Source organism: Chromobacterium sp. FG89 (genome assembly GCF_057808735.1).
Window position 1 is genome coordinate 97,529 of sequence record NZ_JBMDIQ010000016.1, and the last position, 25,498, is coordinate 123,026.

Here is a 25,498-nt window from a genome sequence, read left to right on the forward strand (position 1 = left end):
TGCCGAATTTTAGACACCACACCCTGTCATTGCAGGATGTGGCAGAGAAAAGGTTCTGCTAAATCCTGCAAGACGGCGTTGCGATACAAGATCGACTACTTCCGTCGTTGTCCACGATGAACCTTTGCAGTATTTGAGATGCCCGGATTATAGGGGGCTTTACGAGGATAGGCAATCCTGAATCAAACTTTTTTACATTTTTGTGTGCGGCGCAACACTAAATAAGCCATGGGCATGGGGTGGAATGAAAAACGGCGTCGCAATGCCTGAAGCCAGGTCTTCAATGCGGCGGATATTCGCCGTTTATTAATATAAGAAACGGTTCAAAGTCTCGCGAGCCAGAGCAAGACAAGGCGAAAACGAGCGTAAGAGCGGAGTTGCTCGTGGCGCATGAGCATGTTGAGCTCGCATTCACCCTGCAAGGCTTCACAAAGCGCTGCGGACTTGGAGCCGGTTTCAGCAGGAATCAATCGTCGCCGTAAGCGTAAGGCCCGCCTTTTTCCAGCGCGGCCCGATAGGCCGGCCGCGCATGGACGCGGCGCAGGAAGTCCAGCGCATGCGGATGTTCCCGATTCAGATAGCCGCGCGCGCGCGCGGCTTCCAGCGGAAAACTCATCTGGATGTCGGCGGCGCTGAAGACGGGGCCGGCGAACCAGCCGTGGCGGGCCAGGCAGCGGTCGGCATGGCTGAGCAGCGCGTCCAGCTGCGGTTGCAGATAGGCGCGACGGACGCCGGCGGCCAGTTTGCGCGCCAGCGGCCGCAGCAGCCAAGGGACCGGCGGCCGGTCCAGCCGCGAGAACACCAGGCTCATCACCAAGGGCGGCATCAGCGAGCCTTCGGCGTGGTGCAGCCAGAACAGGTAGTCGCTGTGCTCCGGCGCGCCGGCGGCGGGCTTGAGCCGGCCTGAGCCGTAGGTGTCCACCAGGTAGTCGACGATGGCGCCGGATTCGGCCAGGGTCAGCTCGCCGTCGCTGATCACCGGGGACTTGCCCAGAGGGTGCGCCGCCTTGAGTTCCGGCGGGGCGAGCAGGGTGAGCGGATCGCGCTGGTAGTGCTGAATGCGGTAGTGCAGGTTCAGCTCCTCCAGCAGCCAGAGCACACGTTGCGAGCGGGAATTGTTCAAGTGGTGGACGGTGATCATGGGCGGGTTCTTCCATTGCGCCGGAGCGCGCTAGATGGGGAGCCGGCTGCCGGCCTTGACTTCGCGCAGCGCCAGGCTGGAGTGGATGGAGTGCAGGCCCGGGGTGCGGCGCAGCACGGTTTCGATGAAGTCGCTGTACGCGTCCAGATTAGGCGCGACCACTTGCAGCAGATAGTCGGCGTCGCCGGTGATCTTGTGGCAGGACAGCACCTCCGGGCGCTCCCGCATCCGGTCTTCAAAACGATTGGGCGCGTCGTCGGCGTGCTGGCCGAAGCTGAGCCGGACAAAGGCCAGCACATCATAGCCCAGCTTGCGGCGGTCCAGATTGGCCTGGTAGTCCTTGATGTAGCCGGCTTCCTCCAGCCGCTTCAGCCGCCGCCAGCAGGGGGTGACGCTGAGGGACAGCCGTTCGGCCAACTTGGGGTTGGACATCGCTCCGTCCTGCTGCAGCAAGCGCAACAGAGTTAGATCCGTATCATCCAGCGGGGTTTTGAGTCTATTCATGCTCAATAATCGCTTTCAATATTGCTTTCTTGCTCCAGATTAGCGCCGAAGGCGGGGCAAAAGCAAAACTATTCCAGCGGCCGCGGCGCATACTGGGGCCTTGCCTTATTCAAGCGAGAAACGAGGAGGGACGGGGATGTTGACGATTTACAGCGACGCGCACCATCTGCACCATGGTTGCGAGTTGAAAGACGGGGTCTTGATGCCCTGTTTCGAGCAGCCGGGGCGCGCCGACACCATCTTGGCGCGAGTGAGGGCGACGGGGCTGGGCCCGGTGGCCGCGCCGAGCGAATACGATAGCGAACGTTACGCCCGCGTGCACAGCCAGCGCTATGTACGTTTTCTGGAACGGGCCTGGGACGAATGGACCGCCGCCGGCCGCAGCCACGACGCCTTGCCGCTGATCTGGCCGGTGCGCGATCTGCGCGGCGACATCGAACCCGAATTCATCGACGGCAAGCTGGGTTTTTACGCGATGGACGCCGGGGTGGCGATTACCGTCGGCACCTGGAGGGCGGCGCGCGCCAGCGCCGACGTGGCCTTGACCGGCATGGACGCCTTGCTGGCGGGAGAGAAAAGCGCCTTCGCGCTGTGCCGGCCGCCCGGCCACCACGCGGCCGCCGAGTATATGGGCGGCTACTGCTATCTGAACAACGCGGCGATCGCGGCGCAGTCCTGCCTGGACGGCGGCGCGGCCAGGGTGGCCTTGCTGGACGTGGACTACCATCACGGCAACGGCGGGCAGAGCATTTTTTACGAGCGCGACGATGTGATGTTTCTGTCCTTGCACGGCGATCCCAAATCCTCCTACCCGTATTTTTCCGGCCATCGCGACGAGCGGGGGCGGGGCGCCGGCCTGGGCTTCAATCACAATTACCCGCTGCCGCACGGCACCGGCTGGCCGGCCTACGGCGAAGCCTTGCGCCACGCTTGCGGGCAAATAGCCGCTTATGCGCCGGACGCGCTGGTGGTGTCGCTGGGCGTGGACACCTTCAAGGATGATCCGATCAGCCAGTTCCGCCTGGAGAGCGAAGACTTCCTGCGCCTGGGCGCATGCATCGCCGAGCTGGGCTTGCCGACGCTGTTCGTGATGGAGGGCGGTTATATGGTGGACGATATCGGCGTCAACGCGGTGAATGTGTTGACGGGCTTCCAGGCGGGCGGCGTAGGCGTTTGACCTGGGTCAGCCCGGCGGCGAATAAATCGCCGGGCCGCCTGCCGGCAAGCCGAACTTGTGAAAAAAATGTAAAAAGCATAGAGTGGCGGGTGTAAAATTGCTTACACCCGACAACTTCAGAGTTATTTCTCATGAAAAGCGGCCATCCCGACTCCGCAGATCGAAGTCCCAGCGCGTTTTATCAGCATTTTTCGCCCAACCTGCCCCTGGTGGGCAAACGCCATGTCAAATGGCGGCTCAGCGCCCGACAGGAGGAAGTCTTGCTGCATGCGGCGTTGATCGCCTGTATCGCGCTGGTGGGGCTGTTCGCCTATCTACGCCACTAAGCGCCCGTTCCAAGGAATCCACTCAAAGTCCGCCGCGCTTCGTGAGGCGCGGCGAGCGCCGGCGTTCGGCATGTTCGCGCGCCCCTCGTACATTCCGCTTCTTCAGCCGCAACGCCTTGTCTCGCTTTAGCTCGCGAGATCGTAAACACGTTCCAAGGCCCGCCGGCAAAGCCTTATCCTGCGTTGCGCAGCGCGAGGCGGGGCGGATTTTGAACGGCTTCTAAGCCGGCTGCGCCTGTTCCGCGAGATCGATTTCGCGTCGCAGCTGTTTCAGCGTCGGCGTCACGATGGCGATGAAGCTGGCCTCGCGCAGCCGGCGCTGCGCCGAATGCGACAGCAGAAAGCCGGCCGCGCCGGCGTGCAGCTGAGCCGACATCGCCGCGCGCAGACACAATTCGCCCACCGCGGCGCGCAAGCGCAGCACGCTCAAGGGTTGAACCTGGCCCGCCTCGGCCTGAGGCGCCAGCGTTTTCGCCTCGCGCCACAAGCCGGCCAGTTCGGCCGCCAGATCCTGATACGAGTGGTCCAGCCAGCGATTCTGCTCGCCGTCGCGCAGATTGGCTTCCTGGATGTCGTCCAGGCAGCCTTGCACAATGCCCAGGCCCGCCGCCGCCTGCGCCAGCACGAAGCCGGGGCGGACGCGCCGTATGAAGGCGGCGAAGTCGGCCGGTTCCGCCGCCACCCGCTCGGCGGGCACCAACACCTTGTCCAGCCTCACGCTCAACGTGCGGGTGCCGGCCATGCCGGCGGTGGGCGGCCCGTCGCAGAGCCGTACCCCCGGCGCGTCGCAATCGGCGACGAAGACCAGCTTGCCGCCGTCCGAGGCGGCCGCCGCCGCGGCGAACACATGGCCGCCGCCGATATTGGACACCCAGGGCAGATCGCCGGATATCCGGTACCCGCTGGGGCAAGGTTCGGCATGCAGCCGCAGCGGCTCAAGGCCGGCCAGGTGCTTGATGGCGTTGGACAGGCCGGGGCCGCCCAGGCGCCGGCCCGCGGCCAGTTCCGTCATCAGCGATCTCAGCTCCGCCCGCGGCGCCGCGTGGCGCAGCAGCCATACGCTGGCGCTCTGGCACCAGGCCAGAAAGGCGGTGCTGCCGCAAACCGCGCCGACTTCGGCGATGGCCGCCATCGCCGCGGCCAGGCCCGGCCCGTCGCCGGCTTCCGTCGGCAACAGGGCCGCGTAGGCGCCGTCTTCGCCCAGGCCGCGCAATATCTCCTCCGGATAATGTCCTTGCTGGTCGATGGCGGCGGCCAGCGGCGACAGTTGCAGGCGGACGCGTTGGTCTACGCGGCGGAGCAGGGCGAGGGATTCGGCTTGGTGCATGGCGCGGGGAGGGGCGTGGTTGATTTCAGCGGCATTCTGGGCGGGATAGACGGCGCTGTCTATGTGTACAGCATGACATCTGTCCCTGCCGATTGAGCGCGCGGCGGAACTTGTCCGCGCCATCGCGGCTCTATCTTTTTTTTCATTGACACCGTTCCCGCCGCGCTTTGGCGCGGGCAGTTCATAAGCGCGGAACGGGGAAAGGTTCCGATGAGCGCATCTCCCATTCTATCTCTTGGCCTGCTGCTGGCCGCGCTAGGCCTGGCAGGCCCCAGTCTGGCGCTGGACCTGGACCTCAAGCCGACGCCGCCCGAAACGGCGAGCCCCGCGGCCAAGCCGCCGCCGGGCTGGAGCCTGGGCTACGACAGCAAACGCTTCAGCTATCCGCCGTCCGAGCGCACCCGCCTGCTGGCGGACCAGGCGCTGCGCAGCAAGCAAGAGCCCAAGACGCCGGTGGACTGCCAAAGCCATCCCGGCTATGCCTATTGCCAGCCCAAGGGCGCCGAGCGCGCCTACGCCTCCGCGCCGCCCCAGCCCATGGGCAGCGCCAAGCTTTGCGATCAGGACCCTTATTCGCCGCAATGCGCGGACAGCGCCTTGCAGCTGCATACCCGCAACAGCAATTGCGCGCCGGACGACAGAAACTGCCAGGGGCTGGGTCTCAGCCTCAAGTGGGGCGACTGAGCGGAGGCCCGGGACTGGACGGGACGCGGCAAGCCGGTAAACTGCCGGGCATTGAACCCACTCAGCGGCCGGCATGCGCATCCTCCATACCTCGGACTGGCACTTGGGCCAGCATTTCATCGGCAAAACCCGCCTGGCGGAGCACCAGGCCTTCATCCACTGGCTGCTGGAGCAGGCCGACGTCCACCGGGCCGACGTCGTGCTGGTGGCCGGCGACATTTTCGACACCGGCGCGCCGCCCAGCTACGCGCGCGAACTCTACAACGGCCTGATCGCCGCCGCTCATCGCGCCGGCGTGCAACTGGTGCTGCTGGGCGGCAATCACGACTCCGTGGCCACGCTGGCGGAAAGCCGCGCGCTGTTGTCCTATCTGTCTGCCAGCGTGGTGCCGGCCCTGAGCGAGGACCCGGCCGATCAGGTCCTGATACTCAAGCGCCGCGACGGCGAGCCGGGCGCGCTGCTGTGCGCTTTGCCCTATATCCGCCCGCGCGACGTGCTGCGCAGCCAGGCCGGCCAGAGCGCCGAGCAAAAGCAGCAATCCTTGCAGGACGCCATACGCGAACGCTACCGGCAGGTGTACGAGCAAGCGCTCCGCCGCCGCGAACAATTGGGCCTGCCCCTGCCCATCGTCGCCAGCGGCCACCTGACCACGGTGGGCGCCAGCGCCAGCGAATCCGTGCGCGAAATCTACGTCGGCGCGCTGGAAGCCTTTCCCAGCAACGCCTTCCCGCCGGCCGACTACATCGCCCTGGGCCACATCCACCGGCCGCAGAAAGTGGGCGGCCACGAGCACATCCGTTACAGCGGCTCGCCCATCCCGCTGAGCTTCGACGAAGCCGGCCAGGGCAAGGAGGTGTTGCTGGCGGAGCTGGACGAGCAGGGCCTAAGCTCCGTCCGGCCGCTGGCGGTGCCTTGCTTCCAGCCCTTGCGCTCGGTGCGCGGCAGCCTGGCGCAGTTGCCGGCGCTGTTGGCGCAGGCGGCGGAGGCCGGCAGCGCGGAACGGCCGGTCTGGCTGGAGATCGTGGTCAGCGCCGACGACTACCTGAGCGATCTGTCCGCCCGCGCGCAGGCGCTGTGCGCCGACCTGCCGCTGGAGCTCTTGCGCGTGCGGCGCGACCGCGGGCAGGCCGCCTCAGGGCTGGCCTCGGCCGCCGGCGAAACCCTGGACGAACTGACGCCGCTGGACGTGTTCGAGCGCCGGCTGGCGCTGGAAACCCTTGATCCGCCGCTGCAGGAGCAACTGCGGCTGCGCTATCGCGAAACCCTGGCCGCCTTGCGGGAGGAACAGGCATGAAGATACTGAGCCTGCGCCTGAAAAACCTCAACTCGCTGCAAGGCGAATGGAAGCTGGATTTCAGCGCCGAGCCCTTCGCCGGCAGCGGCTTGTTCGCCATCACCGGCCCCACCGGCGCCGGCAAATCCACCTTGCTGGACGCCATCTGCCTGGCGCTCTACCACAAGACGCCAAGGCTGGACGCCGTGACCCAGGGCAGCAACGACATCATGAGCCGGCACACCGCGGACTGCCTGGCGGAAGTGGAGTTCGAAGTCAAAGGCCGGCGTTACCGCGCCTTCTGGAGCCAGCGCCGCGCCCGCGACAAGCCGGACGGCGCGCTGCAAGCGCCCAAGGTGGAGCTGGCCGACGCCGACGGCGAGATCCTCAGCAGCCAGGTGGCGGACAAGCTCAAGCGCGTCGAAGCCATCACCGGCCTGGATTACGAACGCTTCACCAAGTCCATGCTGCTGGCGCAAGGCGGTTTCGCCGCCTTCCTCAACGCCGACGCCAACGCGCGCGCGGAACTGCTGGAAGAACTGACCGGCAGCGAAATCTACGGCCTGATCTCGCAACAGGTGTTCGAGCGCGCCCGCGACGCGCGCCAGACCCTGGAGCAATGGCAGGCGCGCGCCGACGGCGTGGAGCTGCTGGAACCGGAGCGGCGCGCGGACATGGAGGCCAGGCTGGCCGCGCTGGGCGCGGCCTCGCGCCAGGCGCAGGCGGACTGGGAGCTGGCGCGCAAGCAATGGCAGTGGCGCGAAGCCCTTGAACAGGCGCGGCGTCAGAGCGCGGAGGCCGACGAGGCGTGGCGGCGGGCCAGCGAGCAGGAGGCGCGGGCGGAGCCGGAACTGGCGTGTTTGCGCCGCGACGAGCCGGCGCGGCGCATCCTGCCGCAATGGCGGGAAACGGAGCAGGCGCGGGCGGAGCTGCTGCGTCTGAGCGCGGAAAGCCAGGCGCTTGGCCATGCGCAAGCGGCGCGGAACGCGGACTGGCAGGCCGGCCATTGGCGGGCCTTGAGCCAGGCCCGCCGGCTGGAGCGGACCCAAGGAGCGCGTCTGGACGCGCTCAAGGCCGCGGCGGAGGAACAAGAAGCCGCCGCCCGGCGGCTGAGCCATCGCGCGCGCCTGGGCGAGTTGCTGGAACGTTGGCGCGCCGGTTTCGATCAACAGCAGCGCTTGCGGCAACAGCGCGACGGCTGCGCCGCGCGCGTCGCGGAGCTGGACGCCCGGACGCTGAACCAGCGCCAGGGCCTGGCGGCCTTGAACGCGGAGACCGAGGCGGCGGAAGGGCGCGGCCTGGAGACCGCCGCCGCGCTGCGGCGGGCGGAAGAGGGCGGCCGGGCGGCGCTGGACGGCCGCAGCCTGGCCGAATGGCGAGAGCAATGGCAGCGCGCGCTGCGCCAAAACACGGCCTTGCGCGGCCTGGAGACGCTGGCCGCCGAACTGAAGCCGCTGGAAGAGCGGCTGGCCGGACGGCGCGAGGAAAGAGCGGCGCAGGAGGCCGAGCGAGCGCGCCGCGACGCCGACTTGCAGCGGCTGCGCGCCGATTACCGGCTGGCGCAGGAACAAACGGCGGACAAGCGGCGGCTGCTGGAGCAGGAGCGGCGCATTCTCAGCCTGGAACAGCACCGCGCCGCCTTGCGGCCGGGCGAACCCTGCCCCTTATGCGGCGCTTGCGAGCACCCGGCGGTGGCCGCCTATCAGGCGCTGGACATCGGCGCCGCCGAAGCGGCCTTGAACGCCAAGGAGGCCGCGCTGGAGACGCTGCGAGAACAAGGCCAGCAGGCGGCGGCGCAGCTGGCGCGCGACGAAGCGCAGCTGCGCCAGCTGGACGCGGCGACGAAACAGGAACAAGCGCGCCGCGAAACCCTGGCCGCGCAATGGCTGAGCGAGGGCGCGCCCTGGGGGCTGGCGGACGGGGACTGGCGCGGACCGCGGCTGGAACAGGCCTGCCGGGACGCGGAAGGGCTGCAGCAGCGGCAGGAAAGCGCGCTGCGCGCCGCGGAACAGGCGGAAGCGGCGCTGGAACGGGCGCGCGCGGACGCGCAGCGGCAAAGCGAGGCCGTTCAGGCGCTGGGCCAGAAACGGACCTTGCAAGAACACGGCCTGCGTAGCCTGGAACAGAGCCTGCAAACGCTGCGGGACGAGCTCGCGCAGCGCGAGGCCGAGCTGCGGGAACTGGCCGGCGGTCGCGACGCCGACATCGCCGCCGCGGGCTTCGACGCCCCGGAAGCGGGGCAGGAGGCCGGCTGGCTGGAACAGCGCGCCGCCGATTGGCGGGACTGGAAAGATTTGGAACAGGCTCGCCGGCAAGCGGAAACCGACGCGGAGGCCCAGGCCGCCGCGCACCGGCTCGCCGGAGAACGCGTCGCGGATTGGGACGCGCGCTGGCGGGCGTTGCGGCTGCCGGACGGGGCGCCGCCGCAGGAGGACGGCGACGCCGAGGCCGCCTGGCTGGCCGCGGTCGCGGATTGCGAGGAATCCGCGCGGACCCTGGCCCAGATCCAGGGCGCGCTGGAACGGGCGGACAGCGACGCCGCGCGCCAGCGGCGGCGCGCCGAGGACGCGGAACAGGCCTGGGCCCAAGCCCTGGCCGCCAGCCCGTTTGCGGACGCCGCCGCCTTTCTGGCGGCGGCCTTGCCGGAGGCCGAGCGCGAGCGCTTGAGCGCGCTCGGCCGGCAACTGGAGCGGGAAAGGCTGGGCGCGGCGGCGCTGCGGCAACAGGCCGCGGAACGGCTGGCGGCGCTGGAGCGGGACAACGCCTCGCCGCAGCCGGAACCGGAATTGCGCCAGCGCATGGAAGCGCTGGACGCCGAGCGGCAAAGCCTGGCCGGCGAGGACGGCGCCTTGCGCGCCCTGCTCGACAACGACGCCGCGCGCCGCGACGGCCAGCGCGAGCTGTTCGCCCGCATCGACGGTCTGCGCGAGGAGGCCGACGTCTGGCAGCGCTTGAACGGCCTGATCGGCTCCGCCGGCGGCGACAAATACCGCCGTTTCGCCCAGGGTCTGACGCTGGAGCATCTGGTGGCGCTGGCCAACCTCCACCTGAGCCGGCTGCACGGCCGCTATTGGCTGCGCCGCCGCGCCGACGGCGAGCTGGAGCTGGAAATCGTCGACAGCTGGCAGGCCGACGCCGCGCGCGACACCCGCACCCTGTCCGGCGGCGAAAGCTTCCTGGTCAGCCTGGCGCTGGCGTTGGCCTTGTCCGACCTGGCCAGTCACAAAACCTCGATCGATTCGCTGTTCCTGGACGAGGGCTTCGGCACCCTGGACGGCGACACGCTGGAACTGGCGCTGGACGCCCTGGACGCGCTCAACGCTGGCGGCAAGACCATAGGCGTGATCAGCCATGTGGAGGCCTTGAAGGAGCGCATCCCGGTGCAGATCCGGGTGGGCCGGGCCGGCGCCGCCGGTTGCTCCGCGCTGACGGTGAGCGGCTAAGAGGCTGTTCACGATCGGCTGCGCGTCGTTGAGAGGCGGCCGGGTGAGCGCCGCTTCGAAATGCTGATGCGCCGCGTGTGCATTCGGCTTTCTCAGCGGTTTTCGCCTCGCTCTGGCTTGGAGACCATGAACAGGCCCGCCTCAGCCGGCGGCGAAGTCGGCGAGCGCGGCGCCGTCCATCCGGTAACGCACCCATTCCGCCTGCGGCTTGGCGCCGATGGACAGGTAAAAGTCTATGGCCGGCTGGTTCCAGTCCAGCACGCTCCATTCGAAGCGGCCGCAGCCGTGTTCCACCGCCAGCTGGGCCAGGCGGCGCAGCATCAGCTTGCCGGCGCCGCCGCCGCGTTGCCGCGGCGAAATATACAGGTCTTCCAGATACAGGCCCTGCTTGGCTTGCCAGGTGGAATAGCTGAAGAAGTAGACGGCGTAGCCGGCCGGTTCGCCGTCCACCTCGCAAATCAGCGCCCGCGCCGGGCTGTCCGCGCCAAACAGGCTGGAGACGATGCTGTCCTCGGTGGCGGCCACTTGATCGCCGGCGCGTTCGTAGACGGCCAGCTCCTTGATGAGGCGCAGGATCAGCGCGGCGTCTTGGGCTTGGGCGGGGCGGATATGGATGGACATGGACGGAACCTGAATAGTGGTGAATGGATTAAGCGCTATACTACGGCCAAGACAAACTGCATGCGCTGCATTGTTTTCAAGTCATGATGAACATCCTGCATTCCGACCTGCGCCGCTTGGACCTGAATCTACTGCTGGTCTTCGACGCCTTGCTGCGCCAGCGCTCGGTCAGCGCCGCCGCCGACGAACTGGCGATGAGCCCGTCGGCGTTCAGCCACGCGCTGGCGCGGCTGCGCGCCGCCCTGGGCGACGATCTCTTTGTGCGCATCGGCAATGCGATGCAGCCCACCGCCTACGCGGAAAGACTGGCCGGCGCGGTGAGCGCCGCGCTGGAAACGCTGTCGCAAGGGCTGGCCGAGGCCGGCGGTTTCCAGCCGGAGCGCAGCGAACGGGCTTTTGTGATCGCGGTGACCGACTACACCGCCTTCGCGGTGATGCCGCGCCTGCTGGCGGGCTTGCAGCGGGCGGCGCCGCGGCTGCGCTTCAAGCTGGTGCATTCCCGCGGCCGCGAGTCCGCGGAGGACCTGGCCGCCGGCCGCATAGACTTCGCGCTGGGTTATGTCGAGGAGATTGCGGAGCCGGCGGCCGGGATTGAAAGCTTCGACTGGCTGGAAGACCGCTACGTGGCCATCGTCAGCCGCGCCCATCCGCGCATCCGGGACGGCCTCAGCCTGGATCAATACCTGGCGGCGCGCCATGTGGTGGTGACGCCCTGGGGAGAAAGCCGCGGCGGCATCGATCGCGCGCTGGAGCGCCGGGGCCTGCGCCGCGACGTGGCGCTGCAACTGCCGTCGGTGCTGGCCGCGCCCTTCATCATCGCGGAGTCCGAATGGATCATGACGCTGCCGCGGCTGGCGGCGCAGGCCTTGAGCCAGGCCGCGCCCATCGCTGTCCACGCCGCCCCGTTCGATATCCCGTCCTACACCCTCAAGGTGTACAGCCACGCCCGCCACGGCCGCAGCGCCGCCCATGATTGGCTGCGCGCGCAATTGCGCGCCTGCGCGCCGTCGCTTCAGGCTTAGAAGGTGTTCACGCTCTTGCGAGCGAGAGCGAGACAAGGCGTTGCGGCTGAAGAAGCGGAGTGTTCCAGTGGCGGACGAGCATTCTGACGCGGTACTCGCCGTGTAAGGCTCCACGACGCGCAGCAGATCGTAAACAGGCTCTTAGCGCCGGCTCAGCCCAGCCGTCGCGTCCAATGCCCCTGGATGCGCAGGGCCTGGAAATAGCGCTCCGGCGCGGCGAAACCGGCGTTTTGCAGCAAGGCCCGCTGTTCGGCCTCGGTCAAGGGGTGGAAATCGCGCTCCAGCTTGAGCCGCATCTGGGCGGCGTCCTCCGCGCTCATGCCCAGGCTTTGAGAAGCGTGGCCGCCGGCGGCGGCCAGCGCGGCGGATGGGGCCGCGGCAAGGTCGGCCAGCAGCAGCGGGGCCTCCGGCCGCAGTCTGGAGCGGGCGGCGCTCAGCAGCGCCAGCTTGGCCGGAGAAGGCAGGAAATGCAGCACCAGCAGGCAGAGCGCCGCGTCGAACTCCGTTTCCGGCAAGGCGTCCAGCGCGCAGGGGCGGAAATCCACGCGGCCGGCGACATCCGCTTGCTCCAGGCGCCGCCGCGCAATGGCCAGCATGTCGGCGGACGGGTCTTGCGCGCAAAAGCGCCAGCCGGGATGCCGCCGCGCCAGCGCGAGGGTGTCGCTGCCGGTGCCGGCGCCGATGATCAGCACGCGCGCATCGGCGGGCAACAGGCCGGCGAGCAAGGCCTCGCTCAATTGGTGCAGCAGGGCGTAGCCCGGAATCAGCCTGGCGATGCGCTCGTCGTAGCCGTCGGACCCGCCGCCTTGAAATCTGTCCATACCTTTTCCCCTTAAAAACGAGGCGCCCTGGGCGCAATGACAGGCGTGGCGGCGGCTGGGCCTGAAATGCGCTTATCATGGTGGCTTCAAGCATGCGCGGTCAAGCCGGGCCGTTGTTCGGGGCGGCCGCGCCAGGAGAAGCCGATGCAAGCAGAATGGAGCGGTCTGGACCGCTATTACACCGCGGCGCTGCGGGTGGAGGACGGCGTCTTGAACGGCGCGCTGGCGGCCAACGCCGCCGCCGGCCTGCCGGCGCAGGACGTGTCGCCGCTGCAAGGGCGCTTTCTGCATATTCTGGCGCGTTTGATGCAGGTGCGGCGGGTGCTGGAGATCGGCACCCTGGGCGGCTACAGCACCATCTGGCTGGCGCGGGCGCTGCCGGCAGACGGCCGGGTGGTGACCTTGGAAGCCAATCCGGCGCACGCGGACACGGCGCGGGCCAATCTGGCCGCCGCCGGCGTGGCGGACAAGGTGGAACTGCGGGAAGGCCCGGCGCTGGACAGCCTGCCGCTGCTGGCCGGGGGCGAGCCCTTCGATCTGATTTTCATCGACGCAGACAAACCCAACAACCCGGCTTATCTGGAATGGGCGCTGAAGCTGGCGCGCCCCGGCGCCGCCATCGTCGGCGACAATGTGGCGCGCGGCGGGGCGGTGGCCAATGTGGTCAGCCAAGACCCCGGCGTGCGCGGCGTGCGCCGCTTCATAGAAGACATGGGCGCCGAGCCGCGGCTGACCGCCACCGCGCTGCAAACCGTGGGCGTCAAGGGTTGGGACGGGTTTTCCATCGCCATCGTCAATGAAACGGTCTGAGAATCTGTTTACGATCTGCTGCGCGTCGTGAGACGTGACACGGTGAGTGCCGCTTCGAAATGCTGATGTACCGTGACACTCTGCTTTCTCAGCGGTTTTCGCCTTGTCTCGCCTGAGCTCGCAAGATCATAAACACGTTCCGAGCGCCGGCTCGCGGGAAGGCAAACCGGCGCCCGCGCTCAAGAGCAGGCGGAGTCCAGCGCCGGATCCGCGTCCGTTTCCTCCGTCTGCGTCTGAGCGACGCCGCGCAGGAACAGCGCCACCACCAGCGCGCTGAGCACGGTCAGGGCGGACAGCACCGTCAGCAGCCGTTGGAAGGCGGCGGCGTAAGCCTGGGACAGCGCCTCCGGCGCGAGGCCGGGCAAGAACTCGCCGACGGCGGCCAGCTTGCCCAGCGCCCCCTGGCTGGCGGCCGCGGCCAGCGCCTGGGGCGCCGCCGCGGACAAGGGAGAGAGACGTTGTTGCAGCAGGGCCGCCAGCAGCGCGCCCACCAAGGCCAGCGCAATGCCTTCGCCCGCCACCCGCGTGGTGCTGAATATGCCGGCGGCCATGCCGGCGCGCTCCTTGGGCACCACGCTGACCGCCAGACCGTCCATCAGGCCCCAGGGCAGGCTGATGCCCACGCCTATCAGCAGCAAGGGCCACAAGGTCTGTTGCAGCGCGGACAGCTGCGGATAGCGGCTAAGCCACCACAGCCCCAGCGCGCACAGCAGCAGGCCGCCGGCGGACAGAACCGCGGCGGACAGCCAGCGCGTCAGCCAGGCCGCGCACAGCGGCAGCGCCAGCATGGGCGCGGACAAGGCCAGCATCACCCGGCCGGCCTCCGCCTCGCTGACGCCTTCCGCCCCCACCAGGCGCAGCGGCAGCAGCACCAGCAAGACCACGAAGGCGTAAGCCGGCGCGGCGGCCAGACATTGCACGCCGACAAAGCGCGGATAACGGAACAGGCTCAGGTCCAGCATGGGACGCGCCGCGCGGCGCTCCAGCGCCACGAACAGCCAGAACGCGGCTACGGCCCCCAAGAGCAGGGCAATCACCCGCGGGCTGCTCCAGCCCAGCTCCGGCGCCGCCAGCGCGCCGTAAGTCAGCAGGCTCAGCGCCAGCGTGAAGCTGAGCGCGCCCGGCCAATCCAGGCCGGCGGCCTGAGGGTCGCGCGATTCGCGCATGCAATAGACGGCCAGGCCCAAGGCGAGCAGGCCCACCAAGCCGGCCAGCGCGAAGATGGAACGCCAACCCAGCGCCTGAATCAGATAGCCGCACAGCAAGGGGCCAAAAGCCAGGCCGATGCCGAAGGTGGTGCCTATCAGGCTGAAGGCCCGCGTGCGCGCCGCGCCGGCGAAGCTTTGCGCCAGCGCCGCCAGGCCGCTGGCGAAGGACAGCGCCGCGCCCAGGCCTTGGGCCGCGCGCAGCAAGTCCAGCCACAGCAGGCTGCCGACCAGGAACAAGCCCAGCGAGGACAGGGAGAACAGGCCAATGCCGAGCAGAAACACCCGTTTGCGGCCGTATTGATCGGCCAGCGCGCCGGCCGCCATCAGGCAGCCGCCGAAAGTGAGCATGAAAGCGTTGGTGACCCAAGTCAGGGCCAGCGCGTCGCCGCCCAGCTCGCGGCCTATCGCGGTCAAGGCCAGCGCCGGGCCGGTGAAGCTGAGCGGCGTGGTCAGCGCGGCCAGGCAGACTGCGGCCAGGGTCAGTAAAGGAGCGCGTTGGGAGGGCGCCGGTTTGGAGGGATGCATGATTTCGCCTTTCAAAGAGTGGGACAAGCGCCCGCGCGGCGCGGCGGGCGGATGCGGATGGTCATTGGGCGAACACATGATAATTTGACGGCAATTGACGAAAAACAGGCGCTGTGTCCAAATTAAGCGGACAAAAAATCCTCAATAAGGACGTGGGCATGGATAGTTTGAGCAGTTTGGCCGCTTTTGTACGCGCCGCGGAGGCGCAAAGCTTTGTCGGCGCCGGCCGCGCGCTGGGCGTGTCCTCGTCCGCCGTGGGCAAGAGCGTGGCGCGGCTGGAAGAAAAACTGGGCGTGCGGCTGTTCCAGCGCAGCACCCGTCATGTGCGGCTGACGGCGGAGGGCGAATTGTTCTACGAACGCTGCCGCCGCATCCTGGACGATATCGACGACGCCGAGGCCGAACTGGCGCAGAGCCGCGCCGCGCCGCGCGGCAAGCTGCGGGTCAGCCTGCCGGTGGTGGGGTATCGCATGCTGCTGCCCATCTTGCCGGACTTCATGCAGCGTTACCCGGAAGTGGAGCTGGACCTGGATTTTTCCGACCGCATGGTGGACGTGATAGAAGAGGGCCTGGACGCGGTGGTGCGCAGCGGCCCGTTGGCGGATTCCCGGCTGATGGCGCGGCCCTTGGGGCCCTTCCGTCTGCTGGTGGTGGGCTCGCCGGGCTATCTGCGCGAACGCGGCGCGCCGCAAAGCCCGGAGGACCTGGCCCATCACGCCTGCCTGCGCTATCGCTTCCCCAGCACCGGCAAGCTGCAGACCTGGGCGCTGGACGGCGCGCCGGCCGGCCAGGACTGGCCGCCGAGCAGCGCCTTGAGCTGCAACAATATCGAGGCGCTGATCTGCGCCGCCAGCCAGAATCAGGGCCTGGCGTACTTGCCGGACTTCATCGTGCGCGACGCGCTGGCCGCCGGCCGGCTGCAAATCGTGCTGGAGCCCTATCTGGGCCAGACCGGCATGTTCCATGTGCTGTGGCCGTCCAGCCGCCAGTTGTCGCCCAAGCTGCGCGTCTTCGTGGACTTCCTATGCCAGCGCATGTTCGCGCCGGCGGGCGGGGCTGCGTGAGCGCCGCCTACGCGCCGCGCTGACGGCGGAAAGCCCACCAGGCGGCCAAGAGACTGAAACCGGCCACCAGCAGCACCAGCACCCAAAAGCCGTGCGGATGATTGGCCAGCGGCACGCCTCCCACGTTCATGCCGAAGAAACCGGCGACGATATTGATGGGCAGCGCCAGCACCGTCACCAGGGTCAGCGTGAACAGGGTGCGGTTGCTCTGCTCATTCAGGCGCGCCGCCAGTTCTTCCTGCAAAAGCTTGATCCGTTCCACCAAGGCGGCCAGATCGTTCAGCGTCAGCGCAAACTCCTCGGAAGACTGACGCAGCGCCTGCGCGTCGGCCGCGTCCAGCCAGGCCGGCGGCCGGTTCAGCAGGCGGAACAGCGCGCTGGGCTCGGGCGCCAGCAGGCGCTGCAAGCGCACCAGGGAACGCCGCATCGCCGCCAGCTGCGCGCGCTGATCGTCCAGCCTTTGCGCCAGCAGCCTGTCTTCCAGCACATCCACCTGCGCGCCGCTGGCGCGTACGATGCCGGCTAGCGCGTCCGCCTGGTTCTGCAGCAAATGCACCAGCAAGGCCGCCGGCGAGCGGAAGGCCGCGCCGGCGCGCACCGCCGCGCGCAGCCGGTCCACCGAGTGCAGCGGTTTGACGCGCGCGGTGATCAGCACCCGCGGCTGAGCATGCGCCCACAGGGTGGCGATATCCGACGAGGCCAGGCCAAAGCTGAAGGCCACGTCGTTGATTACCGCCAGCAAGGCCTGATCCAGCAATTCGATGCGGGTGGAGTTGGAGCCGCCGCGCAAGGCCTCGAAAAAATCCTCCTGCAAGGGCAAGGCCGCGCGCAGCCAGCGTTCGCTGGCGGCATTGGCCAGATTGAAATGCAGCCATAGAAAGGCGTCGCCGTCCGGCGGCGCGCGCAGCCAGGCTTGCGCCTGAGCGGAATCGATCTCTTCGCCGGCGCAATCCGGATGAAAACGAAAGCCGCAGATCAGCCCGGCCTGGTCCGAGCCGTATTGCTGCTGGGTAATGACGTGGTTCATGGCGCGTGGCCGACATGGTGGAATACAGCTCAGCTTAGGCGCGGCGGATGACGAAATGGTGACGATGAGATGAAGGGGAGGGGCTGAAGTTTTTTGGGGGGCTTTGAGTGCAGCGTTTAGTAGTTGAAGTACATCACGCCGAATGCGCCGGGGTCGCCTGGCTTGCGCTTGGTTAACTTAGGTAAATCTATATTTTCTGGCTTGTTTAGACCTAAGGTATTAAATATTTTTTTGGATGCCTGGGTAAATATGAGGAATTTTTTGCCATAGAGATATGTGAATATTCCAAAAAATATATAAAATCCGATGGAAATATATAAGTATCCTACTTCAAGGAAGATGTAATTTTCTTGGCTGGGAGATATGAGTTCAAATAATATGAAGGTTGCTGGAATTAGAGTAGTCAGGAGGAATGTGACAGAGTAGAGCCACCATTTTATGATGTTCTTTATGTGCGCGTGCTTGCCTCTTGTACAGTGAGGGTAAAGTGAAATGACTCTATCTTTGGGGCGAGCTATTGCAATAATTTCAAAATAACCATCTTGTTGAGTTCCAATAAGCTCAACTTCATCTCCATCTTGAAATGGACTAAACCAGACCCAGCCTTTGGCAGGTTGCCCATTAATCATCATTTCAACATAGTCGGCCTGCTCGCGTAGGTTGGCTGCATCTCTGGCAGTGCTAGCCGCCATGCCAGCTGCACCAGCTAGCGCCCCTGCAATGGCTGATAGGCCCATGATGTTGCGGTCGCGGTCGGTAAAGAAGAAGTTGGCCATTTCTCGTGTTTTTTTGTAACGGGAAATTTTGCCGTTAATTTTGCTTAGCTGCATGGTTGGCGTAAGAGCAACTAAGTCGTTTGTTACAGACATGGCTATGCTTGGGCCAGGGTCAGTAGTTGAAATACATCACGCCAAATGCACCTGGATCGCCAGGCTTGCGTTTTGTGCGTTTGGGTAGGTCAATATTGTTGGGGTCTGGCAATCCTAATGCTTTAAAAATCTGTGTAGCCGCGTGCACATACATCATGAATTTTCTTCCAGTGACGAGCGAGTAGGTTCCAAATAGTAAGTACGCAAATATGGATGCGTAAAAATATTCTACGCCTAAAAAGCCAAGTATTTTTTCTTTTCCCCGGATAACTTCAAATATAGTCAGCAATGCTGGAGTAAATATGGCCACCAAAAATGTTGTTGCCATGAGCCACCATTTTATGATAGTGGTGATGTGGGCATTTTTGCCTCGGGAACAGTGAGGGTATAGGGCGATGGTGCGATCTTGAGGTCTCGCAATGGCGATGATTTCAAAGTAATCCCCTTGAAATGTCCCGATTAGTTCTACGTCGTCACCATTTTTAAATGGGCTGAACCAAACCCAGCCTTTGGCGGGCAGTCCATTAATTTCCATCTCAACATAGTCGGCTTGCTCGCGTAAGTTGCTTGCATCCCTAGCGGTGCTAGCGGCCATGCCGGCAGCGCCTGCCAGGGCTCCTGCAATGGCTGACAGGCCCATGATGTTGCGGTCGTGGTCAGTAAAAAAGAAGTTGGCCATTTCCCGTGTTTTTTTGTAACGGGAAATTTTGCCGCTGATTTTGCTTAGTGTCATGCTAGCTATGTTGGGGGCTAAGCTGATCGAACGAAATATGGCCATAGTGGAATCGGGCTTAGTAGTTGAAGTACATTACGCCGAATGCACCGGGGTCACCTGGTTTGCGTTTTGTGAATTTTGGTAGATTGACATTGTCAGGTTCATTTAAATTTAAAACTTTGAAAACTTGAGTTGCAGCATTGACATACATCATAAATTTTTTCCCATTAACAAAGGAAAAGGCGCCAGAAAGAGTGTACATTGCAGTGCACATATAAAGATAATTGCTATCTTGAAAAAGGTATGGTCCACTTTCTCCGGATATTAGATGATAGAGCAAGATGATTAATGGGAAAATTATAAATACATAAATGGACATGCCTCCAAGCCACCATTTTATAATATTCTTGATGTGAGCATTTTTACCGCGAGAGCAATGAGGGTAGAGAGAAATGACCCTGTCTTTTGGCCGGGCGATAGCGATGATTTCAAAATGGTCATCTTGCTGAGTTCCAATAAGTTCAACTTCATCACCATTTTGAAATGGACTAAACCAAACCCAACCTTTGGCAGGTTGTCCATTGATCTCCATCTCGACATAGTCAGCCTGCTCGCATAAGTTAGCTGCATCTCTAGCGGTACTTGCCGCAACGCCGGCTGCGCCAGCTAGTGCCCCAGCAATGGCTGACAGGCCCATGATGTTGCGGTCACGATCAGTAAAGAAAAAATTGGCCATCTCCCGCGATTTTATGTAGTGCGATATTTTTCCGCTGATTTTGCTTAGCTCCATCGTTGATGGAGTCGGTGCTAAGCTGCTGGGTGGTGACGCGGCCATGTCGGGAGGCTCAATAGTTGAAATACATCACACCAAATGCACCGGGGTCGCCTGGTTTACGTTTAGTACACTTGGGTAAGTCCGTATTGTCTGGATTTGGAAGTTTCATCGTTTTAAAAACTTGTGTCGCAGCTTTAACAAACATCATGAATTTTTTTCCAGTTACAAGTGAATATGCTCCAAACAATGCGTAGGAAACAATGCCGACGTATATGTAATTAAAGTTGATGAGTGAATTGAAGAGCTCAGATGAGATAAGTAGATCGATAATAAAAAGGAAGGCTGGAAATGCGATCCATAGCATAAAGGATACAGAGAGCGCCCACCATTTTATAATGTTTTTTATATGTGCATTTTTTCCTCTGGAACAATGTGGGTAGAGTGCGATTACTCTATCCGCTGGTCGTAATATCGCTACAATCTCAAAGTAACCCTCTTGTTGCGTTCCTATAACTTCCACTTCATCGCCCGCTTGAAAAGGGCTAAACCAGACCCAGCCTTTTGCCAACTGTCCATCGACTTTCATTTCAACGTAGTCAGCCTCTTCGCGTAAATTTGCTGCATCTCTAGCCGTGCTTGCAGCCATGCCAGCAGCTCCGGCTAGTGCTCCTGCTATGGCGGCTAAGCCCATGATGCTGCGATCATGGTCGGTAAAAAAGAAATTGGCAAGTTCTCTGGTTTTTTTGTAGTGCGAGATTTTTCCGCTGATTTTGCTTAGCTTCATCGTTGATGAAGTGGGCACTACGCTGCTAGGTGGTGACATCGCCATGCCGGGGGCTCAATAGTTAAAATACATCACGCCAAATGCACCTGGATCGCCAGGCTTGCGTTTTGTAAGTTTGGGTAAGTTGATGTTGTCAGGCTCTTTTAAACCTAATGCTTTAAAAACTTGAGTAGCAGCATGTACATACATCATGAATTTCTTACCGTTTACAAATGCAAAGGTTCCCGTCAGTAGACTTATCCCGATGGTAAAGTATGGGAAAGCTGTTGTGGATACGAAGTAGTCCATGCCATCGTTGGCAAGGGCTGCTATGGCAATATCAAAAACGATTGCAAAAATAATTGCCGCTAAGGTAATGAAAAACCACCATTTTATAATATTTCTTATATGAGCATTTTTTCCTCTTGAGCAGTGAGGGTAAAGTGCTATAGTCCTATCTTTTGTTCGGACTATTGCAATAAGTTCAAAGTAATCGTGCCGTTGATTTCCAATAACTTCAACCTCATCTCCATCTTGGAATGGGCTAAACCAAACCCACCCTTTAGCTAGTTGTCCATTAATTTCCATCTCAACATAGTCGGCTTGCTCGCGTAAGTTGCTTGCATCCCTAGCGGTGCTGGCGGCCATGCCGGCAGCGCCAGCCAGAGCACCCGCAATGGCTGACAGACCCATGATGTTGCGGTCGTGGTCAGTAAAGAAGAAGTTAGCCATTTCCCGTGTTTTCTTATATCGAGAAATCTTGCCACTGATTTTGCTTAGTTCAGTAACTGAGTTGCTGCTAACAGAGCTATTAACAATCATGGTTGATGTCCTTAAACTTGCTCAGATGTTTTAGGTTTTGTAAATATCTTTTCTAGTGACTGAGTTAAGTCGTTTATATCTTTGGGGGATTTAGCATTTTTGCTATCTTTTCCGAAAGGAGTTTGACTGATCCAAATTTGCAGGTCATCGTCCTCCAAGGCCCAAATTAAGCCCTGTAAAACAAAGATAGTTAAGCTAACCCAACTGCCAACCGTCATAAAGACTATGCGGGTTGCGAGTATTGCTGCCGAGCGGGCCCCGAGAGCAGCAGCTGTTTCTGCAATGGCGACGTTACTACTTACCCGCATGATGACTGGTGCGGCATATGTGAAAGTAGAGAGCCCAGATGCACCTAGGCCAATGGCACCGATAGTGGCTTTTGCTATATACAATGCTTGGATAGTAGTTTGTCCTTTTGTACTGGCATCTCTGGCACTGAGGCCATCTTGTACAATCCCAATTCCATTCGACGCAGCCATCAACAAACCGCCCATCAGTTTTAGGCGCTGTATGCTGCGGGCTTGCTCGCCGCCCTGCATGACCTTGCTCAGGGGCAGGCTCATGATATCGATGGCCTGGGCCGTCAAGGCCAGGCCGGAGGCGGCCAGGCTGGCGTAGACCGCGCCGTCCTTCTCGTTTTGCAGCAGCAAACGTCCCAGGTAGACCCCTTCTATCATCATCACGAGCAGAGTCAGGCGGGCGTCCTTGACCACGGACAGATGGTCTTTGGGCTTGTCCACCCGTAGCTTATCGTAGGCCCGCTGCAGTTTGGCCCCCTGAGTCCGGCGGTATTCCGCCTCTTTGCGCAGAGCCTTCTGCAAGCGCTTGTATTTGGCTTGCGGGGTGGGCTCTTTTTTAAGTTTTTTGCGTTGGACATTATCCGCATACTCTGCCGCCACCAGCGCCTTGATGTCGGCAGTGCTGACCAGCGCGCGGCAAGCCAACACCATTTGCAGCAGCTTTTCGCCCAGATAGATCTCGGCCTTGTCCAGTTTTAGGGCGGCGCCGGCGCGGCCGGCGGCTGGAGCGAAGGCCTTGATGATGGCGTTGCCGGCGGTAACGATCACATGGTCTATCTGCCCGGTGCGCGCGGTTTTGAGGCTGACGCCGAAGACGGTGTCGCCCTGCGGGCTGGCCGCGGCGATATTGGCCTGGTACAAGGCGGAGTTTTCCTTGTACATGTCCAGCAGCTTCTGGAAATAGTTCTTGGTGGTTTCTATGGTGCGCACTGCCGCATCGCTGTACGGCGTGTTCTGGTTCTGCTTGGCGTCCTTCAATGCGACTTTGAGTTCGGTTTCTATTTTCTTCTGATTGAGCGCCAGCGCGCGGTAAAGCACATTGTTGCGCGCTATCGCCACGTCCTTGGCCCAGGCGTCTAGCTTGGCCTGGCCGCTGACGGTGACGTTGATGCCGCTGATGGCGTGGCCGATGACGGCTTCGAACTCGATGCCGTCCTTGGGATCGGCGTCGTGGTAGTCCTCCAAGGTGTCCAGGAACAAAGGCGCTTGCAGCCAGCGCAGCAAGGCGCCCACGGTTTTGTTCTGGCGCTCGCGGATGGCGGCGTCCAGCTCGTTTTGGAATTTTTGGAAGTTGGACAGGCGGTCCGGGTCGATTTTCTTGCGGTATTTGGGCCAACTGCGGTCGCCGGCCTGTTCGATGTTGTTGTCGTAGTTTTCGCCGCGTTTGGCGCGGAAGGCGGCCACCTTGGCCTTGAGCGCGGCGATCTGCTGGCTGCGTTGCGGTTCCGGGACGCGGCGCAGGTCGATGGCGTCCAGCTCATTGGGCGCGATAGAGGCCGGGATTTGCCAGCCGGCCCATTGGTCCAGCAGGTCGCACACTTCCAGGCGCTGGCGTTTCAGCACCGGGTCTTGCAGCTTGGCGATGGCGGCGCGGCGTTGGGCCATGACGGCCGGGTTGTACCAGGTGGCGGTATCGCGCCGCATCATATCGTCCTGGAATTTCTCCTGTCCTTCCTGAGCCTGGGCGCTCAGCGATTTCCGGATGTTTTCCAATGCCTGGATTGCGTGTAGTTGGAAGCTGCGCTCCTCGGCGAACAGCAGCGCCAGGCCGGCGCTGTCGTTGACGTATCCGTTAAGCTCCTGGGCGGTGCCGATGGCGTCCCACAGCGCCAGGATGTGCGGGGTGTTGTTGCCGCCGCTTTTCTTGGCGCGCGCCTGCATGAATTGCAGGCTTTCCTCGGCCTTGCCGCGGCGCGCGTGGATGGGGTAGCGCGCGTAGTTTTTGTCCACCCGGGCCTTGTCGTAGCTGCCGTCCTCCTTGCTGAAGGCGTCGGTCTTGGGGTCGTAGGCCAGCTGGGCGGGCTGGTAGCCGGGATGGTATTCCATCACCGCTTCGATCGCGGCCTTGCTGGCGGTGGTGCCGTGGGCGTTGGAGCTGCCGGCGGCCATGGCCTTGGGGTCTATGGCCTGCATGCGGGCGGCGCGCAGCTTGGCGTCCTGAGCATAGCGCCGCAGTGTCAGGTCGCCCCATTTGTATTCGCTGAAAGCGATCCAGGCCGGGCCGCATTTTTCCGGCTGTTCGATGATCAGGTGGTGCAACCGGCTATTGCTGTGGCCGGCGGTGTTGCAAACCACGCTTTTCCCAGCCGCTTGCGCGGCCTTGGGCGAGGGCTGTTTCAGCAGGACGCCGTCTTCGGTGACGCTATAGCACTCCCATAGATTGGAGCCGCGTGCGTGCTTGGCATAAAACAGGTAGACGAAGCCGGCGCGCAGGGTGCGCAGCGCGTAATGGAAGTCCGCGTCCAGCGCGATGTCTTTGACTTTATCGGCACAGGCCCAGGCGGGCAGGGCGGCTTTCACCGTTTTGGGCACCGGCGCGTAGCGTACCGGCATGATGGGCAGGCCGCTGGCCTGACAGGCTTTACACAGTTGGCTCATGATTTGCTGTGGTCCGGGTGTATGAGGTGCGTCATGTCGGCTGCGCTCAGGCGCTGGCGGCGATGGCCGCCCAGTCCGCTTCGCTGAGCGAATCCGTCAGCCCGCTGTAAAAGTCGTCCGCCTCGCGCCCCGCCAGCAGCGCTTGCACGCGGGGGTGCAGATAGAAACGGGGGTGTACGGTGACGGCGTGCAGGGCGAAGCGGGACAAGTCTTCCTCGTCGTCAAAGCCCAGCGCGCCGGCATGGCGCAAGGCGGCGAAGGCGTGCAGGCGCGCGGTTTCCAGCGTGCCCGCGTCGCATTCCGGCGCGTGCTCGCGCCAGGCCAGCAGCGCGCGGTTGAGCGGGCCGATGCGGGCGATGTCTTCCCACAAGCCGGGCTCCCAGCGCGAGAGCGGTCGCGCCGCGCCTGTCGCGGGCGGCGCCGGCTCCAGACAGGTGAGTTCGCCGGCCGGGTCCAATAGCCACCAGCGGCTGACCGAGCCCAACAGGCCGCGCTGCTGCGCGGTGTTCAGCAGCGGCCACAGCGCCCAGCTCACCGCCGGGTCGTGCAGGCGCAGCAGATGGGTCTCGCCATTGGGACTGCGGCGTATCATCTGGCGGCCAATATGGGCGGCGGCCAGTTTGGCGGAGCCGGTGATTTCCAGCCAGCCGGCCACGCGCCGGCCTTGCCCCAGCGCCAGCGCGTCCGGCTCGGCTTCCGCCAGCGCCTGAGCGATGCTGTCGGCCAGCGCTGGCGCGCCGGCGTTCAGCGGCAGCCAGGCCGGCTGGCGCGCCGGGTCCAGTTGCGGATGTTTCAGCGGCAGCAGCAGGCCTTGCTGCCGGGCTTGTTCGTTCAGTTCGGCTTCGGCGCCCGCCAGCGGGCGGCTGGGCGCGTCCAGGGCCAGCAGCAGTTGCGCGCCGGCCTGTTGGCGGGCTTGCAGCTGTTGCAGAATGGCGGCGTGTTTAGCGGATGCTTGCATGGCTCAGCCCAGGCGCACGGTGGCGGATTGGGTTGCGGCGGCGCTGTTCAGCGCTTGCTCGCAGCCTTTGTTGAATTTGGGCAAAGGCGCGTTCAGGCTGGTGGGGCCGCTGAGGTTATGGCTGGCGCCTTTCACCGTCACGGTGCCGGGGCAGTGCACTTCGATATCGCCGCCCTTGAGCCGGATGTAGCCGCCGCCGGCGGTGACCAGGATTTCCTCCTTGGCGGTGATGACGATGCGTTCCTTACAGGAGGTGATGGTCACGTCCTTGTCCGCGGTCACTTCGATAGTGTCGCTCTGCGCCTGCATCTGGATCTTGCCCTTGGCGGCGATCAGCTTCAGCGCGATCTTGTCTTGCAGGCCGGTGACGAACAGGCTGATTTTGTCGCCGACATTGTGGATCCAGCGTCGGCCCGAGGTTTGATTGGTGTCGCGCTGCGCCACCAGGTCCAGATTGGTTTCCGCCGCCAGGGTATGGCTCTGTTGGCTCAGGCTGGCGATGCCGGCCGGCGCGGACAGGATGAGCAAGGGCTGGCGGCCGGAGATGTCCTGGCCGGTTTTGCCTTCTTTGTCGGTATTGGTTTCGGCCTCCCAGGCTTTCAGCGCCGCTTGCTGATGCTGCAGGTGGCCGATCAATTGCTTGCCTTCCCGCTTATTGTCGTCGCCTATGCCTTCCGGCCCGGTTTCCATGGTGTCGGCCTGCTGGCCGCTGGCGGTGTCGCCCAG

The 25,498-nt window shown here is 63.6% G+C and carries 23 protein-coding genes; 8 read left to right on the forward strand and 15 right to left on the reverse strand.

Annotated elements, in window-relative coordinates; translation table 11 throughout:
- Window positions 1-466: 466 nt before the first annotated feature.
- Both ACODRW_RS16370 and ACODRW_RS16375 read right to left on the reverse strand, forming a co-directional pair.
- Window positions 467-1,141 carry a glutathione S-transferase family protein gene (locus ACODRW_RS16370; protein WP_227108252.1) on the reverse strand — a complete coding sequence of 225 codons (675 nt, stop codon included), beginning with the start codon at window positions 1,139-1,141 and terminating at the stop codon, window positions 467-469.
- A 30-nt stretch (window positions 1,142-1,171) separates the two neighbouring features.
- Complete coding sequence (locus ACODRW_RS16375; protein WP_227108254.1) at window positions 1,172-1,645, reverse strand: Lrp/AsnC family transcriptional regulator; 474 nt, start codon at window positions 1,643-1,645, stop codon at window positions 1,172-1,174.
- Between the two features lie 136 nt (window positions 1,646-1,781).
- Here ACODRW_RS16375 and ACODRW_RS16380 point away from each other — a divergent pair, with 136 nt between their 5' ends.
- Window positions 1,782-2,822 carry a histone deacetylase family protein gene (locus tag ACODRW_RS16380; RefSeq protein ID WP_488906189.1) on the forward strand — a complete coding sequence of 347 codons (1,041 nt, stop codon included), beginning with the start codon at window positions 1,782-1,784 and terminating at the stop codon, window positions 2,820-2,822.
- Between the two features lie 131 nt (window positions 2,823-2,953).
- Window positions 2,954-3,148 carry a hypothetical protein gene (locus ACODRW_RS16385; protein ID WP_488906190.1) on the forward strand — a complete coding sequence of 65 codons (195 nt, stop codon included), beginning with the start codon at window positions 2,954-2,956 and terminating at the stop codon, window positions 3,146-3,148.
- Window positions 3,149-3,368: 220 nt separating this feature from the next.
- Here ACODRW_RS16385 and ACODRW_RS16390 read toward each other — a convergent pair whose 3' ends face one another.
- Window positions 3,369-4,475, reverse strand: a complete 1,107-nt coding sequence (locus tag ACODRW_RS16390; RefSeq protein ID WP_235088768.1) for an acyl-CoA dehydrogenase family protein — start codon at window positions 4,473-4,475, stop codon at window positions 3,369-3,371.
- A 210-nt stretch (window positions 4,476-4,685) separates the two neighbouring features.
- Here ACODRW_RS16390 and ACODRW_RS16395 point away from each other — a divergent pair, with 210 nt between their 5' ends.
- The 3 genes from ACODRW_RS16395 to sbcC all read left to right on the forward strand — a co-directional run bounded on the left by ACODRW_RS16395 (window position 4,686) and on the right by sbcC (window position 9,875).
- A complete protein-coding gene (locus ACODRW_RS16395; protein ID WP_107799176.1) occupies window positions 4,686-5,159 on the forward strand; it encodes a hypothetical protein in 474 nt (157 codons plus the stop codon).
- Window positions 5,160-5,232: 73 nt separating this feature from the next.
- Window positions 5,233-6,453: an exonuclease subunit SbcD gene (sbcD, locus tag ACODRW_RS16400; RefSeq protein WP_488906191.1), complete on the forward strand. Its 1,221-nt coding sequence runs from the start codon at window positions 5,233-5,235 to the stop codon at window positions 6,451-6,453.
- Window positions 6,450-9,875 (forward strand): exonuclease subunit SbcC, encoded by a 3,426-nt coding sequence (gene sbcC, locus ACODRW_RS16405; RefSeq protein WP_488906192.1) that lies wholly within the window; start codon window positions 6,450-6,452, stop codon window positions 9,873-9,875. The genes sbcD and sbcC overlap by 4 nt, the downstream gene beginning before the upstream one ends.
- 141 nt (window positions 9,876-10,016) lie before the next feature.
- Here sbcC and ACODRW_RS16410 read toward each other — a convergent pair whose 3' ends face one another.
- On the reverse strand, window positions 10,017-10,496 hold the full coding sequence (locus ACODRW_RS16410) for a GNAT family N-acetyltransferase (RefSeq protein WP_107799173.1): 480 nt from the start codon (window positions 10,494-10,496) through the stop codon (window positions 10,017-10,019).
- An 83-nt stretch (window positions 10,497-10,579) separates the two neighbouring features.
- On the opposite strand from ACODRW_RS16410, the gene ACODRW_RS16415 reads away from it, so the two are divergent.
- Entirely contained in the window at window positions 10,580-11,518 is a 939-nt protein-coding gene (locus tag ACODRW_RS16415; RefSeq protein WP_235088764.1) for a LysR family transcriptional regulator, read from the forward strand.
- Window positions 11,519-11,670: 152 nt separating this feature from the next.
- Here the strand turns inward: ACODRW_RS16415 and ACODRW_RS16420 are convergent, their stop codons facing one another.
- On the reverse strand, window positions 11,671-12,339 hold the full coding sequence (locus ACODRW_RS16420; RefSeq protein WP_488906193.1) for a class I SAM-dependent methyltransferase: 669 nt from the start codon (window positions 12,337-12,339) through the stop codon (window positions 11,671-11,673).
- 144 nt (window positions 12,340-12,483) lie between these two features.
- Between ACODRW_RS16420 and ACODRW_RS16425 the strand changes: the two genes are divergently transcribed.
- Entirely contained in the window at window positions 12,484-13,149 is a 666-nt protein-coding gene (locus ACODRW_RS16425) for an O-methyltransferase (protein ID WP_488906194.1), read from the forward strand.
- A gap of 179 nt (window positions 13,150-13,328) precedes the next feature.
- Here the strand turns inward: ACODRW_RS16425 and ACODRW_RS16430 are convergent, their stop codons facing one another.
- Window positions 13,329-14,882, reverse strand: a complete 1,554-nt coding sequence (locus ACODRW_RS16430) for an MFS transporter (protein ID WP_488906195.1) — start codon at window positions 14,880-14,882, stop codon at window positions 13,329-13,331.
- A gap of 158 nt (window positions 14,883-15,040) precedes the next feature.
- Between ACODRW_RS16430 and ACODRW_RS16435 the strand changes: the two genes are divergently transcribed.
- Window positions 15,041-15,946, forward strand: coding sequence for a LysR family transcriptional regulator (locus ACODRW_RS16435; RefSeq protein WP_107799169.1), 906 nt, complete (start codon window positions 15,041-15,043; stop codon window positions 15,944-15,946).
- Window positions 15,947-15,953: 7 nt separating this feature from the next.
- On the opposite strand, the gene ACODRW_RS16440 is transcribed toward ACODRW_RS16435, so the two are convergent.
- From ACODRW_RS16440 to ACODRW_RS16480, 9 genes are all read right to left on the reverse strand, one after another.
- Window positions 15,954-16,973 (reverse strand): transporter, encoded by a 1,020-nt coding sequence (locus ACODRW_RS16440; protein WP_107799168.1) that lies wholly within the window; start codon window positions 16,971-16,973, stop codon window positions 15,954-15,956.
- A 116-nt stretch (window positions 16,974-17,089) separates the two neighbouring features.
- The gene (locus ACODRW_RS16445) at window positions 17,090-17,842 is read right to left on the reverse strand and encodes a putative type VI secretion system effector (RefSeq protein ID WP_253314246.1); all 753 of its coding nucleotides are present in this window, start codon (window positions 17,840-17,842) and stop codon (window positions 17,090-17,092) included.
- Between the two features lie 19 nt (window positions 17,843-17,861).
- Window positions 17,862-18,575 carry a putative type VI secretion system effector gene (locus tag ACODRW_RS16450; protein ID WP_488906196.1) on the reverse strand — a complete coding sequence of 238 codons (714 nt, stop codon included), beginning with the start codon at window positions 18,573-18,575 and terminating at the stop codon, window positions 17,862-17,864.
- Between the two features lie 58 nt (window positions 18,576-18,633).
- A complete protein-coding gene (locus ACODRW_RS16455) occupies window positions 18,634-19,392 on the reverse strand; it encodes a putative type VI secretion system effector (protein WP_488906197.1) in 759 nt (252 codons plus the stop codon).
- Between the two features lie 10 nt (window positions 19,393-19,402).
- Window positions 19,403-20,161, reverse strand: a complete 759-nt coding sequence (locus tag ACODRW_RS16460) for a putative type VI secretion system effector (protein WP_488906198.1) — start codon at window positions 20,159-20,161, stop codon at window positions 19,403-19,405.
- 9 nt (window positions 20,162-20,170) lie between these two features.
- A complete protein-coding gene (locus ACODRW_RS16465; RefSeq protein ID WP_253314249.1) occupies window positions 20,171-20,917 on the reverse strand; it encodes a putative type VI secretion system effector in 747 nt (248 codons plus the stop codon).
- Window positions 20,918-20,928: 11 nt separating this feature from the next.
- Complete coding sequence (locus ACODRW_RS16470; protein ID WP_488906199.1) at window positions 20,929-23,814, reverse strand: T6SS effector BTH_I2691 family protein; 2,886 nt, start codon at window positions 23,812-23,814, stop codon at window positions 20,929-20,931.
- 46 nt (window positions 23,815-23,860) lie between these two features.
- Window positions 23,861-24,772, reverse strand: coding sequence for a DUF4123 domain-containing protein (locus ACODRW_RS16475; protein WP_107799164.1), 912 nt, complete (start codon window positions 24,770-24,772; stop codon window positions 23,861-23,863).
- A gap of 3 nt (window positions 24,773-24,775) precedes the next feature.
- The coding region (locus ACODRW_RS16480) for a DUF2345 domain-containing protein (RefSeq protein WP_488906200.1) at window positions 24,776-25,498 on the reverse strand (723 nt) is incomplete at its 5' end.